The sequence below is a fragment of the Sphingobacterium paludis genome (assembly GCF_004364125.1).
In the GTDB taxonomy this organism is placed as follows: Bacteria; Bacteroidota; Bacteroidia; order Sphingobacteriales; family Sphingobacteriaceae; genus Sphingobacterium; species Sphingobacterium paludis.
The window spans coordinates 388,658-404,253 of record NZ_SNZV01000005.1 but is presented as its reverse complement, the minus strand read 5'-3'; the positions used below and the strand labels follow the sequence as shown (position 1 = coordinate 404,253).

Annotated in this window: 11 protein-coding genes; 9 read left to right on the top strand and 2 right to left on the bottom strand. The window is 44.6% G+C overall.

Features of this window, described 5'->3' with window-relative positions:
• The first annotated feature begins 95 nt into the window (after window positions 1-95).
• Window positions 96-3,131, top strand: a complete 3,036-nt coding sequence (locus B0I21_RS12025; RefSeq protein ID WP_243836077.1) for a peptidase MA family metallohydrolase — start codon at window positions 96-98, stop codon at window positions 3,129-3,131.
• Between the two features lie 70 nt (window positions 3,132-3,201).
• On the opposite strand, the gene B0I21_RS12020 is transcribed toward B0I21_RS12025, so the two are convergent.
• The gene (locus B0I21_RS12020) at window positions 3,202-3,522 is read right to left on the bottom strand and encodes a GIY-YIG nuclease family protein (protein ID WP_133640704.1); all 321 of its coding nucleotides are present in this window, start codon (window positions 3,520-3,522) and stop codon (window positions 3,202-3,204) included.
• 112 nt (window positions 3,523-3,634) lie between these two features.
• Here B0I21_RS12020 and B0I21_RS12015 point away from each other — a divergent pair, with 112 nt between their 5' ends.
• From B0I21_RS12015 to B0I21_RS11985, 7 genes are all read left to right on the top strand, one after another.
• Complete coding sequence (locus B0I21_RS12015; RefSeq protein ID WP_133640703.1) at window positions 3,635-4,408, top strand: XRE family transcriptional regulator; 774 nt, start codon at window positions 3,635-3,637, stop codon at window positions 4,406-4,408.
• 103 nt (window positions 4,409-4,511) lie between these two features.
• Window positions 4,512-4,976, top strand: coding sequence for a ribosome maturation factor RimP (locus B0I21_RS12010; RefSeq protein ID WP_133640702.1), 465 nt, complete (start codon window positions 4,512-4,514; stop codon window positions 4,974-4,976).
• Between the two features lie 2 nt (window positions 4,977-4,978).
• Window positions 4,979-6,217, top strand: coding sequence for a transcription termination factor NusA (gene nusA / locus B0I21_RS12005; RefSeq protein WP_133640701.1), 1,239 nt, complete (start codon window positions 4,979-4,981; stop codon window positions 6,215-6,217).
• Window positions 6,218-6,323: 106 nt separating this feature from the next.
• On the top strand, window positions 6,324-9,419 hold the full coding sequence (gene infB / locus B0I21_RS12000; RefSeq protein WP_133640700.1) for a translation initiation factor IF-2: 3,096 nt from the start codon (window positions 6,324-6,326) through the stop codon (window positions 9,417-9,419).
• Between the two features lie 82 nt (window positions 9,420-9,501).
• On the top strand, window positions 9,502-10,623 hold the full coding sequence (locus B0I21_RS11995; RefSeq protein WP_317130181.1) for a ferredoxin--NADP reductase: 1,122 nt from the start codon (window positions 9,502-9,504) through the stop codon (window positions 10,621-10,623).
• Window positions 10,624-10,625: 2 nt separating this feature from the next.
• Window positions 10,626-11,267: an NAD(P)H-binding protein gene (locus tag B0I21_RS11990; protein WP_133640698.1), complete on the top strand. Its 642-nt coding sequence runs from the start codon at window positions 10,626-10,628 to the stop codon at window positions 11,265-11,267.
• Between the two features lie 186 nt (window positions 11,268-11,453).
• A complete protein-coding gene (locus B0I21_RS11985) occupies window positions 11,454-13,667 on the top strand; it encodes an NADP-dependent isocitrate dehydrogenase (RefSeq protein WP_133640697.1) in 2,214 nt (737 codons plus the stop codon).
• A gap of 173 nt (window positions 13,668-13,840) precedes the next feature.
• Here the strand turns inward: B0I21_RS11985 and B0I21_RS11980 are convergent, their stop codons facing one another.
• Window positions 13,841-14,686 (bottom strand): AraC family transcriptional regulator, encoded by an 846-nt coding sequence (locus B0I21_RS11980; protein WP_133640696.1) that lies wholly within the window; start codon window positions 14,684-14,686, stop codon window positions 13,841-13,843.
• A gap of 81 nt (window positions 14,687-14,767) precedes the next feature.
• On the opposite strand from B0I21_RS11980, the gene B0I21_RS11975 reads away from it, so the two are divergent.
• A complete protein-coding gene (locus tag B0I21_RS11975) occupies window positions 14,768-15,439 on the top strand; it encodes an NAD(P)H-dependent oxidoreductase (RefSeq protein ID WP_133640695.1) in 672 nt (223 codons plus the stop codon).
• The last annotated feature ends 157 nt before the right edge of the window (window positions 15,440-15,596 follow it).

The window sequence follows — 15,596 nt, the reverse complement described above, 5'->3', positions numbered from 1 at the left end:
GCTATCTAAAGTTGAGGTGCCTTCTCTTTGCTTTTTTCCTATTTTCTGCCCTGTCACCGTTTTTGGTACAGGCACAGTATTTCGGGCAGAACAAAATGCGTTACAAAAAGCTAAACTTCCAAGTTAAGGAAACGCCGCATTTTGAAATGTATACCTATTTGAAAAACGACAGTTTGGTAAAATGGCTTTCCAAGGAAGCGGAGGTTTGGTATGGGATGCATCAACAGGTTTTTCAGGATACCTTCCTTCGAAAAAATCCTGTTATTATCTACAACAACCACCCCGAATTCCAGCAAACCACCGCCATATCTGGAGAAATCTCTGTGGGCACTGGTGGGGTTACGGAGGCCTTTAAACAGCGGGTGGTCATGCCGGTTATGCAGATAAATCAGCAAACGCGCCACGTATTAGGGCACGAGATGGTTCACGCTTTTCAATACCGTGCTTTGATGGAGGGAAAAGATACCACGCGGCTAGAGAGCGTGGCTAACATCCCATTGTGGATGGTAGAAGGTATGGCAGAATACCTGTCCATCGGCAAAAAAGATGCGTTTACGGCCATGTGGATGCGGGATGCTTATGCGCGCAACGACATTCCTTCGCTAAAGCAACTGACAGAACAGTCCCAAAAATATTTTCCTTACCGATACGGCCAGGCATTTTTAGCCTATCTCGGAGCCACGTATGGCGATACCGTGATCATGCCTATGTTTATGGAGACCGCTAAATATGGGTATGAGGTAGCTATGAAGCGTGTTTTTGGGTACGATGCACAGACCATGTCGACGCTTTGGCGCAACAGCATGGAAACGGCCTTTAAGACGCTGGATAAAGATACGGCCTCGCGCCCAATAGGGCAACCTCTGATAACGGCGAGCAACGGCGGGCGGATGAACGTCGCACCAGCGATATCGCCAGATGGCCGTTTCGTAGCCTTTATGTCGGAGAAAGATCTTTTCGGTATAGATCTCTTTTTGGCCGATGCCCACACCGGTACTATCATCAGGAAGCTGGGAAGCAGGATGACCAATAAGGATATCGATGAGTTTAGTTATCTGGAGTCGGCAGGCGACTTCTCTCCAGATAGCAAACGGTTTGCATTTAGCGTGTTTAGCGAAGGAAGAAATAAACTCATGGTGATTGATGTGGAGAGCGGGAGGGTGCTCGCTGTGCAGGCCATGGGTGATATTTTCGAATTCACCAATATTAGCTTTTCGCCAGACGGGGAGACGGTGGCTTTTTCTGGATTAAAAGAAGGGCAGAGCGATATATACACCTATAACCTGAAGGATAAAAAAGTCACCCAGCTGACGAACGATAAGTATTCCGATTTTCAACCCAGTTTTTCGCCCGATGGCAAGTCGATCGTGTTTAGTACAGACAGAAAAGCTTACGAGAGCGATGCGCGTTCGGTAGATATTCCGTTGTCACTCGCCTTATTAGATGTGGAAACAATGCAAGTAACGCCTATTGCGGTGTTCTTCGGAGCGAATAACCTGAACCCGCATTTCGCCAAAGATGGTCAGCATATCTATTTCCTTTCCAACGCAGATGGCTACAGGAATATGTTTCGCTATTCGCTCGCTACGCTTGCCGTAGAACAGATGACAGACTATTTCACGGGTATCAGCGGAATTACCGAGTATTCGCCGGCAATGAGTGTGTCGGATAATGACGAGATCGTGTACTCCTATTTCAAGGGCAACCAATACAATATTTACAAGGCTAAAGCTACGGATTTCCAGCCGCAAGTGGTCGATGCTACGACTGTCGATCTAGCAGCAGCGATGCTACCACCTTATATCAATCGCGGCGTAAATGTGGTGAACACAAATCTTCAAAATTTTAACCTTTACCAGCGAATCGATGGCTCCCAAATCAAGCCAATAGCTTATCGTTCTAAATTTAAGTTGGACTATCTGGCCAATACGGGGGTGGGCATGACCATAGGCTCCCGATATGGTGCTGGTATGGCGGGGGGAGTTTTCGGTAGTTTTTCTGATATTCTGGGCTACAATCAAATATTTACCACCTTGAATATCAATGGCGAGATCTATGATTTTGGTGGACAAATTGCCTATGTTAACCAGAAGAGCCGATGGAATTGGGGTGGATCCATCTCTCACATCCCTTACCGCTACGGGTTTAGAGGATACGCACGAGAAGACTTGGGACAAGGACAAGGCGAGGAGGTTGTGGTTAACGATTATGTCATTCGGCAATTTGAAACGCAGTTGGATGCGTTCGTTGCTTATCCATTTAATCAATTTCATCGTTTTGAGATTGGTGGCGCTGTGGCACGGTATAGCTACCGCGCCGAAAAATGGCGCCAGAGCTACTTCTTTGGCTATGGAGACCGCGAGCGGATATCGAATGAGGAAGCAAGTGCGCTGGGCTTTGGCAATTTGAATGCGTTAAATGTGCAGCAGGTAAGTGCGTCTTTCGTAGGTGATAAATCCACATTCGGGATGACGGCGCCTTTGGATGGCTTTCGCTACCGCGTTGGTGCCGCCCAATATGTGGGTAATTTAAATTTCACCGCTTACACCGTTGATTTGAGGCGTTATGTGCGCCTGAAGCCGGTTACCGTCGCGGCTCGAGCCTATTCGTATATACGATCTGGTGCTGATGAAAACCGCCTACGTGGAAACTACATCGGTTATCCATTCTTTATCCGCGGTTTTGATGATTTGACGCCTGAAAAAGTTGGCGATCTCTCCTTTAACGATTTGATGGGTGCGCGCGTAGTCGTCGGGAATTTTGAAGTGCGCTTACCATTCACTGGACCCGAAAAACTTGCAGCAGTAAAATCAAACTTTCTTTTTTCTGACCTCAATCTTTTCTTCGACGCCGGTTTGGCGTGGAATAAAGGCAATACCATTGTCGGCAGTTTGGAGAAGAAACCTATCGTGCAGCAAACGGATTTAGATAACGAACTATTGTTTGACGAGAGTGGTGCACCTATTCTGGGATACGATAGAAACTACAGATCTCCGGTGTTCAGTGCTGGCGTGTCGCTCCGCATTAATCTTTTCGGTGCGATGGTATTAGAACCTTATTATGCCGTGCCATTCATCAGCTCAAGGACGAGGTTTGGAACTTTTGGATTAAACTTTATGCCGGGCTGGTAGTCCAATGTAATACAAACACGAACGTGTATCGTGTTCAAGTGAGGTTGTTAAGGGTCGTTGTTTACCTAATTTATGCGTAAACAACGACTTTTTTATTGCTCAATAATGCAGGGGATACGCTTAAATTTAACCAATTTGGATTTTTTGAACGCACCAAACGCTCCCGTTGCATGCGCGTAAAGTGCTTAAGCTGCATTTCGCGCGCTTCGGCCTGCTCTTTATTTTCATAATGCTCTGTATACACCATGTTATTCAGTCGAGATGTCCCAGCAAATAAAATAGATGAAGCATCTTTAATTTCGGCAAGACGCCTATGTACATCGGTACACATACCCGTTTCTAAGTATGTACGGTTACTATCTGTTATTATATATACGGTATACTTTTCCATCCCTTTGCGTGACTAATCTGCTAATAAATTTGGTGATATTAATCTTAATTACTAATTTTATTGGCACAATATTACTAATAAAATTAGTTTTTTAAAATTTTTTTATAAAAATATGTCAAACATCGCATCCAATCTCAAATTCTTAAGGAAGAAAAAGCGTTTAACGCAGCAACAGTTTGCTGACGCCATAGGCATAAAAAGGGCTTCTGTAGGTGCTTACGAAGAGGATCGTGCCGAACCTAAATATGAGTTACTAAAAAAAATAGCGGAGTTTTACGAACTCACTATGGATGAATTGGCGAATGAGCAGATTGATGAGAAATGGCGCCCTACGCCGCGGAGCAACGCTTCGAATTTGCGCGTATTGGCTGTCACCGTTGATAGTCAAGAAAAAGAAAATATAGAGCTTGTTCCGGTGAAGGCTAGCGCCGGTTACTTAAATGGCTACGGCGATCCGGAGTATGTTGCCGAATTGCCTAAGTTTTCACTGCCTATGTTCAACCAAGGAAGCTACCGTGCGTTTGAGATCAAAGGCGATTCTATGCTTCCGTTACCGACAGGAAGTATTATTATAGCGGAATACGTGGAAAACTGGCATGACATTAAGGTCAATCAGACCTACGTCGTTGTATCGAAAGATGATGGCGTGGTATATAAACGTATCGGAGCAAAGTTTAAAGAGGATAAAGGATTGAAGTTGGTTTCCGATAATAAGAGCTACGAGGCGTACTGGGTGGAGGCACCAAGTATTATTGAGGTATGGCGCGCTAAAGCATTTATTAGCACGGCACTACCAGAACCTAGCCCGGAGCCCACGATGGAGACATTAACAGCAATGATGGCACAGATGCAAAAAACGATCAGCGCGGTCGTCGATAATAAATAGTACCGAGTTTTGTCGTTTCAATAATTTTTGGTAGATTTGTAAAATCTGAAAAGAGGGGGCATGGTATGCCCCCTTTTTTAATTCAAATATTGAAAAAATTGCCATGCAGATAGAAGATAGGGTGCGTGAACTTGTTGAGGAGAAGATTGCTGATCGGGACGATCTCTTCATCGTTCGAATAAAGATGCACGTCAACGGTTTATTGGAAATTTTACTCGATGGAGATCAAGGTATCGCCATCGAAGATTGTGCGAAGGTAAGCAGGCATGTCGGCTTTCATCTGGAAGAAGAAAATGCCATTGATAAGGCTTACCGCTTGGAAGTCTCGTCGCCGGGAATTGATACAGGTTTGCTGTCAAGCAGGCAGTACGTAAAAAATATCGGTAGGGATGTTCGTGTCAAGACAACAACGGCTGAAAAGCGAGAAGGAAAGTTGCTTTCTGTTCACGATGCCCATGTTGTTATCGAAGAAAAAGTAAAAGAGAAAGGAAAGAAGGCTGAATTGATACAGTCGGAAATTCCATTTGAGCAAATAAAGGAAACTAAGGTGTTAATTTCATTTAAATAAAAATGAGCAGCAATATCAATTTGATTGACTCTTTCCAAGAGTTCAAGGATTTTAAAAACATTGACCGTCCGACGGTGATCACCGTATTGGAAGAGGTGTTTCGCAGTATGATTCGTAAGCGTTTTGGTACCGATGAAAATGTTGACGTTATCGTTAACCCGGATAATGGTGACTTAGAGATCTGGAGAACACGCGTTGTTATGGAAGATGGTTTTTCAGAAGACGATGATTTAGAGATTGAGTTGGCGGAAGCGCATCAGCACGATCCGGATCTAGAAGTAGGGGATGATTTTATTGAGCAGATAACGCTGGAAAGTTTCGGTCGCCGTGCGATCTTGGCTGCTCGCCAGACGTTAGTTTCTAAGATCCTTGAGCTAGAAAAAGATGAAGTTTTCAAGAAATATAAAGATCGTGAAGGCGAACTGGTTATTGGCGAGGTTTATCAAATCTGGAAAAAAGAGATCCTTGTTTTGGATGAAGACGGCAACGAACTGATCTTACCGAAGACAGAACAAATTCCAGCCGATTACTTCAAAAAAGGCGATAGCATTCGTGCCGTTGTGTCCAAAGTGGATATGATGAACAGCAACCCGAAGATTATCATCTCGCGTACAGCACCCGAGTTTTTACAACGCTTATTCGAATTGGAAGTGCCTGAGATTTTCGATGGTTTGATTATGATCCGCAAAATTGTTCGCGAGCCGGGTGAGCGCGCGAAAGTTGCCGTAGAGTCTTATGATGATCGTATCGATCCGGTTGGTGCTTGTGTGGGTATGAAAGGTTCCCGTATCCACGGTATCGTTCGCGAGTTGAGAAATGAAAATATCGACGTGATAAACTTTACGTCTAACCACTCGTTATATATTACACGCGCGTTGAGCCCAGCTCGTATATCTTCCATCAAAATTGATGAAGATCACAAAACGGCTGCCGTCTATTTAAAACCAGACCAAGTTTCTTTGGCGATTGGCCGTGGCGGACACAATATTAAACTTGCAGGTAAATTGAGTGGTTATGAAATCGACGTTTACCGTGAAAATGACGAGATCGAGGAGGATGTGGATATCGAAGAATTTGCAGATGAAATAGACAGCTGGATTATCGACGAGTTAAAACGCGTTGGGCTGGATACTGCAAAATCGGTGCTATCATTAACACAGGAAGAGTTGGTAAGACGTACAGACTTGGAGGAAGATACCGTTCAGGAAATTGTACGCATCTTGCAAGCGGAGTTCGAATAGGACTTCCGCATCCATAGATACTGAAAAAACAATTGCCCTTAAATTGTTTTTTCAGTGTAAAAAAGCATATTTTTGTAGTACTTAATATTAGAAGGTAAATAAATAGATGACAGAAGGAAAAAGCATAAACTTGCTAAAGGCAGCAAAAGAACTTAACATTGGAATAGGTACAGCTGTTGATTTCTTGGGAAAAAGAGGGTTTGATGTGGAATCAAAACCCAATACCAAGTTGTCGCCAGATATGTACGCTGTTCTTCTCAAAGAATTTCAAGGCGACAAAATTGTAAAAGACGAAGCAAAACAAATAGTTATCGGGAAAATTCGTCGTGATGAGTCTACTGCTGGAATAGCTGGTGTGAATCCTACAGAATCTAAAGATAATAACGAAGATACTACATCTGCAGAACAGGAAGTCTTGGTGAAGAATACACAGCAGCCGGTGGAGACAACCGACGCTGTAGAAGCCAAGGATGAAAGTGCAAAGAAAGAAGAAGCTAGTCCCCTTAAAGTAGTGGGCAAAATAGATCTTGATAGCCTGAATAGAGGTAAATCAAAGAAGGCTGAACCGAAGGAAGAGTCGAAGCCAGAACCGGTCGTGAAAGCGGAAGAGGTGTCTGCGCCTGTTAAAAAGGAAGAGGAAAAGCCTGTAGTTGAAACTCCTGTTGCGGAAGCCCCTAAAGTTGAAGCTCCGCAAGCAGAAACGCCGAAAGTGGAAGCGCCAAAAGCGGAAGCAGCGGTGGAGAAGGTTGCTGAAAATCCTGTAGTCGTTCCGGCTAAGGAGGAACCTAAAGAAGAAGTTAAATCCGAGCCTAAGGCCGACATGAATAAAGAAATTACAGAATCGAAAGCTCCTGTGAAAGGAGATGTTACCCCTCCTGCAGCAGCGGCAGAAGAGCCTCAAAGTAGTGTGATTCGCGCACGTTCGGAAACGTTGGCCGGTCCTAAGGTTGTCGGCAAAATACAGTTGCCGGTTGAACGTAAGCCTGTCGCTTCCTCGTCCAATGCAGCGCATAACGACAACAAGCGCAAGCGCAAGCGTTCCAATAAAAACCCAAATACGCCTGTCAATCCAAATGCGACAGAAGGTCAGCGTAATACGGGTGATAACAGAAACACAGGAAATGCGGGCGGTAACGCCAATAACCGCACACCAGGTGGCTTCAACCGCACCGGCGGTCAGCAAAATAACCGCCAAGGTGGTGGCTTCAACCGTACAGGTGGCCCACAAAACAATCGTCACGATAATCGTGGCAAAGGTCGCCCAGCGGATACACCGAAAGAGGAGCCTTCCGAAAAAGAAATTCAAGATCAAATCAAGGCAACACTGGCTCGTCTAAGTGGTGCTGGTAAGTCGGGTAAGTTTGCACAACGCGCAAAATTACGTAGACAAAAACGGGATGATATAGCGCTTTCTGCTGAAGAAGCAGCAATGGAAGAGGCAGCACAATCGAAGATCCTTCGCGTAACAGAATTTGTTACAGCGAATGAGCTTGCAAATCTGATGGATGTGCAGGTAACGCAAGTTATCTCAACCTGTATGAGTTTAGGTATGTTTGTCTCTATCAACCAACGATTGGATGCCGAAACCTTGTCTATCGTGGCGGATGAATTTGGCTATCAAGTTGAGTTTATCAAACCAGAAGATGAGGAGGTTACTGAACTCGAAGAACCAGATACTGCAAATAACCTGATCGATAGAGCACCTATCGTTACGGTCATGGGACACGTTGACCACGGTAAAACGTCCTTACTCGATTATATTAGAAAAGCCAATGTTACCAAAGGCGAAGCAGGGGGTATCACGCAGCACATTGGTGCTTATGCAGTGAAATTGGACGATGGACGTAAGATCACGTTCTTGGATACACCAGGTCACGAAGCGTTTACAGCGATGCGTGCTCGTGGTGCAAAGGTAACGGATATTGTGATCATCGTTATCGCGGCGGATGATGCTGTGATGCCACAAACCAGAGAGGCTATCAACCATGCGCAAGCAGCAGGATCGCCGATCGTATTTGCCTTTACGAAGGTTGATAAACCGGGCGCCAATGCCGATAAAATTCGCGAGCAACTTTCTGCTATGAATATTCTCGTTGAAGATTGGGGTGGAAAATACCAAGCGCAGGAAATATCAGCTAAAACAGGTGAGAATGTTGAACTCTTATTAGAGAAAGTATTGCTTGAGGCTGAATTATTAGAATTGAAGGCCGATCCAAAAAAACGCGCTGTAGGTTCTGTTATTGAAGCAGCTTTGGATAAAGGTCGCGGTATCGTAACAACAGTATTGGTTCAAGGCGGTACGCTACGGGTAGGAGATGCTATCTTAGCAGGATCACATTCCGGTAAAGTGAAAGCATTGACCAATGAACGTGGCGAGCGTGTAAAAGAAGCAGGGCCATCAACCCCGGTACAGATCTTAGGTATGTCTGGTGCGCCAACGGCCGGCGATAAATTGTACGTGCTGGAAAGCGAGTCAGAAGCCCGTCAAGTGGCCAACAAACGCCTCCAATTGCAACGCGAGCAGGGTATGCGTGCAACCAAACATATCACCTTGGATGAAATTGGTCGTCGTCTTGCTATTGGTAACTTTAAAGAACTTAATGTTATCGTTAAAGGTGACGTGGATGGTTCTATCGAAGCACTTTCTGACTCCTTGTTGAAGTTATCGACAGACGAAATCCAGGTCAATATCATACACAAATCAGTAGGAGCGATTTCCGAATCCGATGTCTTATTGGCATCTGCTTCCGATGCGATCATTATTGGTTTCCAAGTGAGACCAACGCAAGGATCGCGCAAGCTTGCTGAGCAAGAGCAAATTGATATTCGTCTGTACTCGATCATCTACGATGCTATTGAGGAGTTGAAATCAGCAATGGAAGGTATGTTAGCACCGAAATTCGAAGAGAAAATCGTGGCAGAAGTACAAATTCGGGAGACCTTCAAAATCTCTAAAGTGGGTACCATTGCAGGTTGTATGGTTATCGACGGTAAGATTAACAGGAATAACGATATCCGCGTGATTCGTGAAGGCGTCGTGATCCATACGGGTAAACTTGCTTCACTAAAACGCTTCAAAGACGACGTCAAAGAAGTGGCGCAAGGTTACGAATGTGGTTTGAATATCGATCGCTTCAATGATATTCAAGTTGGCGATATTGTAGAAGCCTACGAGCAAGTAGAAGTAAAACGTAAGCTCTAGCATACGTCAGTCGGCAAGCCAAATGCGTGCTTTTATATCACATCTGGTAAAGCTGGATATTGTATAGCACAACATCCTGACAGTGAAAACTGTCAGGATTTTTTTTGCTCTTGATGAGTATCCACTTGCCTATCTTCGGCATTTAGGTTACTTTTATGGCATGTACAAATTTGAGATTGCAGAAATTGTCCGTCAACCCAACGATAACGTAACCATATCTTTCCATGACCTTTCGGGAAATTATCCAGCTCCCAAATCGGGTCAATTTCTAACCCTATGTTTTACGTTTGGTGAGCGGGAAGTGCGGCGCTCGTACTCTTTTAGCAGTTCTCCCTATGTAGATGAACCGCTCGCCGTCACCGTCAAGCGGGTGGACAATGGCGAGATTTCGAGACTTCTTCATCACAAAGCGCAGGTGGGTGATATAATTGACGTGCTGGAGCCGCAGGGCATATTCTTTTATGAACCTGAGCCGACTGCCGAGCGAACGCTATTCTTGTTCGCCGCAGGTGTTGGTGTAACACCACTATATTCCATACTAAAGACAACATTAGTTGCCGAGGAAAAGACAAAGGTCGTACTGGTATACAGCAACGGCTCGGCTGGACGGACCGTGTTTTATGAGGAGTTGCAGCAATGGCAAGAGCGATATCCCGATCGTTTTAAAATCATTTGGATTTTTTCCAACAGCAAGAATTTGTTGAACGCCCGATTGAATCGCGAGTATTTGCTCCGCATCGTGCAACAGCATTTGTTGGCGGGCGAGCAAGCGCTTTTCTTTACTTGTGGCCCTGTGTTTTATATGGATCTAGTTCGTTTTACGCTACTAGGGATGGGCATTCCTGATCAAGACATTCGGAAAGAGACGTTTCATTTTCCGGAGGAAGAAGAAGATGATGATGAGCGTGACGAAGCGCCTGTCGATATGACCACGCATGCCGTTGTTCTCCGGTTTCAAGGTCAAAGCTATCCCTTGGAAGTTCCCTACAATAAAACTATTTTGGATGTAGGCCTCCAACATAAGATTAAACTCCCTTATTCGTGTAAATCGGGCATGTGTAGCACCTGCATCTCCCAATGTGTCAGCGGTAGCGTTCGTATGGATTACAATGAAGTATTGACAGATCGAGAGGTAGACAATGGCCGATGTCTGATCTGTGTTGCTCATCCGTTAGAAGCAGGCACGGTGATTGAGGTGTTATAGCTATGAAAGCACTTATAATCGGCGGTACAGGCGCCACAGGAAAAGAAGTTGTGAGACATTTGCTGGAAAACCCCGCTTATGACGAAGTTCGGGTTTTTGTTCGCCGACCATCCTTTGATCCACGACCGAAACTTCGCGAGGTGATTGTCGATTTTGAAAATTTGGCAGCATGTACTCATGAGATGGATGCTGACGTCGCCTTTTCCTGCCTAGGCACTACAAAGAAAGATGCCGGGAGTGAAGAGGCGCAATGGCGCGTTGATCATGACTACCAGCTCATGTTTGCGCAACATTGTAAGCAACAGGGTGTCGCCAATTTTGTTCTTCTTTCCGCTATGGGCGCTGATGCGAAATCGATCTTTTTTTATAACAAAATGAAAGGACAACTCGAAGAAGATATACAAGCCATCGGCTTTGAACAGCTTACGATAGTGCGACCTAGTCTTATCTTAAGACCTGGTTCTAAGCGCTTGGGGGAGGTGTTGGCTGGTAAAGTCTTGCATTTCTTCAATACATGGGGTCTCTTTAAAAAATATGCGGGTACTACAACAGCTCGGTTAGGCGATGTGCTTGTCACGGCGTCCTTAGAAAAGCATGCAGGTATACGCATCATCAGCACGGAAGATTACAACCGAAAAAAATGATCAGGCATACCGCACGGTGCCTATCAATTTATGCCATTCCTTTTCCTAAAAACGCCATTATTATACGAATTATGGCGTTTTTGTTTGTAAATGCTTATCTTTAGGCAAATTTGAAAAATGGGCTTTGCCATCGGCATTGTCTATCATGTATTCAATGAAAATTAAATAGTATTTCAATAAAAAATTATGTCATCTAAAATTATTTACACGAAAACGGATGAGGCCCCTTTATTGGCCACTTATTCGTTTTTACCCATTGTTCAGGCATTTGCCAAAACTGCTGATATCGACGTGGAATTGAGAGACATTTCATTAGCTGGACGCATTTTAGCAAACTTTTCATCGTACTTGTCGCCAGCGCAACAAACTACGGACGCCTTAGCAGAGCTTGGACAGTTAGCAACGCAGCCCGATGCAAATATTATTAAGTTGCCCAATATCTCGGCTTCTATTCCTCAGCTGAAAGGGGCAATAGCGGAGTTGCAAAAGGCAGGCTTTGCTGTTCCCAATTATCCAGATAGTCCATCAACTTCGGAAGAAGAAGACATCAAGTCGACCTACGCGAAGATATTAGGATCGGCTGTTAACCCTGTCCTTCGTGAGGGAAACTCAGACCGTCGTGCACCAAAAGCTGTGAAAAACTATGCGAAAGCAAATCCACATAGTATGGGCGCTTGGTCTGCAGATAGCCAGACTAAAGTAGCCTCGATGACAGAAGGAGATTTCTTTGCTACCGAGCAGTCTGTAACGATTGCTGAGGATAGCCAGTTCCGTATCGAATTTGTCGCGGAGGATGGCACTACCAAAGAATTAAAAGGCCTAGCCAATCTGAAAGCTGGAGAAGTGGTTGATAGTTCCGTATTGAGCGTCAACAAGCTTAAGGCCTTTGTGCAGAAAACAATTGACGAAGCAAAAGCTGCCGGCGTTTTATTATCAGCCCACTTGAAGGCTACGATGATGAAGGTTTCTGATCCCATTATCTTTGGTGCCATTGTCGAAGTATACTTCAAAGATTTGTTTAATCAATATGGCGATCTTTTTGCCAAGTTGGGCATCAACAAAAATAATGGCTTGGGCGAGGTCTATAGTAAGATCGCAGGACAACCCGAGGAGAGCGAAGTAAAAGCTGCTATCCAGGCAGCCATTGCGAATGGCCCCGATTTAGCGATGGTTAATTCCGATAAAGGTATCACGAATTTACACGTTCCTTCCGATGTTATTGTGGATGCTTCGATGCCAGCCATGATCCGTACTTCTGGACAGATGTGGAATAAAGATGGGAAGCCGCAAGATACGTTTGCCATTATACCTGATCGTTCCTACGCCGGTGTATATGCTGCTGTGATTGAAGATTGTAAAGCTAATGGTGCTTATGATCCTACTACGATGGGATCTGTTCCAAACGTAGGGTTGATGGCGCAAAAAGCAGAGGAATATGGTTCACATGATAAGACATTCCAAGCCGCAGCAAATGGTACTATCCGTGTTGTTTCTGGTGCTGGTGATGTATTGATGGAACAAGCCGTTGAGGCGGGCGATATCTTCCGTATGTGTCAAACCAAAGATGCTCCAATTCAGGATTGGGTAAAATTGGCAGTTAACCGTGCGCGTTTATCAGCTACACCTGCTGTATTTTGGTTAGACGAAGAACGTGCACACGATCGCGAGATCATCAAAAAAGTAAATACATATTTAGCGGACCATGATACCACAGGGTTAGATATTCGTATCCTATCACCTGTAGAAGCGACCAAACTTTCTGTGGAGCGTATCCGTAAAGGTGAAGATACGATCTCCGTGACTGGAAACGTGTTGCGTGATTACTTAACAGACCTATTCCCTATTTTAGAAGTGGGCACATCCGCAAAAATGCTTTCTATCGTACCGTTGATGAATGGAGGTGGATTGTTTGAAACAGGTGCCGGTGGATCTGCGCCAAAACACGTAGAGCAGTTTCAAGAAGAAGGATATTTACGTTGGGATTCTTTAGGCGAATTTTTAGCATTGGGTGCATCATTTGAGCATCTATCGCAAACACAAAGCAATGCAAAAGCACAGGTACTAGCGGACGCATTGGATGTAGCAACCGAGAAATTTCTGGCAAACGATAAATCCCCAGCTCGCCGTGTGGGACAGCTTGATAACCGCGGCTCGCATTTCTACCTCGCATCATATTGGGCAGAGGCGTTAGCCGCGCAATCGAAAGATGCAGACCTCGCAGCGAAATTTGCGCCCTTAGCAGCTACGCTAGCGGAAAATGAAGCGAAGATTAACGAGGAGTTGATTGCTGCACAAGGAAAACCACAAGAGATTGGTGGCTATTATTTTCCGAATGATGATCTGGCTTCAAAAGCTATGCGTCCTTCAGAAACATTAAACAAAGCCATAGATTCCTTATAATTAATACGCTTTTTGAATATAAAAACAGCTCCCGTTTCGAAGAAACGGGAGCTGTTTGTTTTTATTGATATTGATTGCCGTACAAAACCTAGCGATCTATACAGCTTTCAGATTACCGTAATCGTCATGGGTTTTGTCAACGCAGGTCCTCTCTCCATAGGCGATACCCGCGGCTACCCCCGCACGGTGTTGAGCTTACGATATATCTTCGGACTGACACCATGCTGTTGTTTAAAAAATTTATTGAGATGGCTCTCGTCTGTAAAACCAAATTCTGCTGCAATTTCGTTGATTCGCTTGTCGCTATGCTTCAGACGATGTGTAATAAGCGTCGTCTTGTATTTTATGATATAAGACTGCATGGTTTCTCCGCATTGTTTTTTAAAGTACCTACCTAAATAATTTGCGGAAACACCAAATTGAGCGCATAGCGCATCCGTACGTATTTTTTCCGGCTCGTAGATATGGTTTTGAATATAGGTTAACAGCGAAATCACCCGCTCATCCGTTTGTTCGTTGGTTGTGCTGGGGATATAATCGGCGATGTTTCGAGCAATGAGTACGATCAATGTATCTACACACTGTTGTATGACCTCTCTTTTATAGAAATCTGTACTTTTCAATTCGTTTCCGGTATGCTGAATAAGGCTATCGATGAGCTGTCTATCAGCGGCACTTTTCAACAGACAGCCTGGTTTATGAGCGGCATTTTGCAAGATATAGTCTAACTGTTTGATACGCTCGTGCTGCAATACGTTATTCTTGAGATAAATATTAGAAAAGCGGAGGAAAAAAAAGTCCGTGACGGTAGCTACGTCAAAATGATGGGAGGCCTGCGGCGTGATTAGAAACAAGTGTCCAGGTTCATACTTGAAGGTATGCCCATCGACTTGATGTTCTCCCGTACCGCTTAAAATGTAGACAAGTTCAAAAAAATGATGCGTATGATCGCGGATTGGACAGGCAGCCCACGTCTCAAAGGAAATCGAATACGGTTCATGAAGCGTCGCTTTTTGCATATGTAAAAATACCGATTTATCACAAATTTATACCATTTATGTGTATGTATATTGGTATAAATTTGTTGAAAAGGAAATGTTATGAAAGTATTACTAGTCGTCGCTCATCCCGAAGCAAAAAGCTTTAATCTGGCTATGCACCAAACAGCGGTCAACGTGTTGCAGCAACAAGGACATGAAGTTCAATGTACGGATCTCTATCGCATGCCGTTCGATCCGCGCTCCGATAGGCACAACTTTCAGACGGTGCTTGACCCCACATTCTTGAAGTTAGGTATGGAAGAGAACCATGCCACTTTACACAACGGTTTTGTTCCGCTTATTGCAGACGAACATGAAAAGCTGCTTTGGTGCGATATGATGATTTGGCAATTTCCGTTATGGTGGTTTTCAGTACCCGCTATCTTAAAGGGTTGGGTGGACCGTGTTTTTTCCAGCGGAAGAGTGTATGGTGCCGGTCGCGTGCCGTATGTTAGCGGCGCCTTGAAAGGTAAGAGGGCGATGCTGTCATTGACCACGGGCAGTCCCGCCAGCGCTTATGAACCAACAGGCGAGTATGGCGATATCTACAACATCTTAAAACATATCCATCGCGGCATGCTAGCCTATGTAGGTTTTTCTGTACTTGCGCCCGAAATTAATTACGCCGTAGCTCATCTGTCTGCAGCAGAGCGAGAGCAAATGCTTAGCCGATGGGAGGGTAGATTGAAAAATTTAATGACAGAAGATGTTTTTGATGTAGGCAGGTACTAAGGCGGCCGGGTACAGGTGGATGCACCGCTATAAATTGCTGCATGTGCGCAAGCTTGGGAAGGAGAGCGACAAAAAAAAGCTAGTGTCGGCCCCTTAGGAGCTTACACTAGCTTTGTTATATCAACAGTACAAGTTTACTGCTAAACCGTTCTTTTGG

What these genes read in the sequence shown, in the direction of transcription:
- B0I21_RS11975 (WP_133640695.1), top strand. Translation starts at nt 14,768, where the DNA reads ATGAAAGTATTACTAGTCGTCGCTCATCCCGAAGCAAAAAGCTTTAAT.
- B0I21_RS12025 (WP_243836077.1), top strand. Translation starts at nt 96, where the DNA reads ATGCGTTACAAAAAGCTAAACTTCCAAGTTAAGGAAACGCCGCATTTT.
- infB (WP_133640700.1), top strand. Translation starts at nt 6,324, where the DNA reads ATGACAGAAGGAAAAAGCATAAACTTGCTAAAGGCAGCAAAAGAACTT.
- B0I21_RS12015 (WP_133640703.1), top strand. Translation starts at nt 3,635, where the DNA reads ATGTCAAACATCGCATCCAATCTCAAATTCTTAAGGAAGAAAAAGCGT.
- B0I21_RS12020 (WP_133640704.1), bottom strand. Translation starts at nt 3,522, where the DNA reads ATGGAAAAGTATACCGTATATATAATAACAGATAGTAACCGTACATAC.
- B0I21_RS11990 (WP_133640698.1), top strand. Translation starts at nt 10,626, where the DNA reads ATGAAAGCACTTATAATCGGCGGTACAGGCGCCACAGGAAAAGAAGTT.
- nusA (WP_133640701.1), top strand. Translation starts at nt 4,979, where the DNA reads ATGAGCAGCAATATCAATTTGATTGACTCTTTCCAAGAGTTCAAGGAT.
- B0I21_RS12010 (WP_133640702.1), top strand. Translation starts at nt 4,512, where the DNA reads ATGCAGATAGAAGATAGGGTGCGTGAACTTGTTGAGGAGAAGATTGCT.
- B0I21_RS11985 (WP_133640697.1), top strand. Translation starts at nt 11,454, where the DNA reads ATGTCATCTAAAATTATTTACACGAAAACGGATGAGGCCCCTTTATTG.
- B0I21_RS11980 (WP_133640696.1), bottom strand. Translation starts at nt 14,686, where the DNA reads ATGCAAAAAGCGACGCTTCATGAACCGTATTCGATTTCCTTTGAGACG.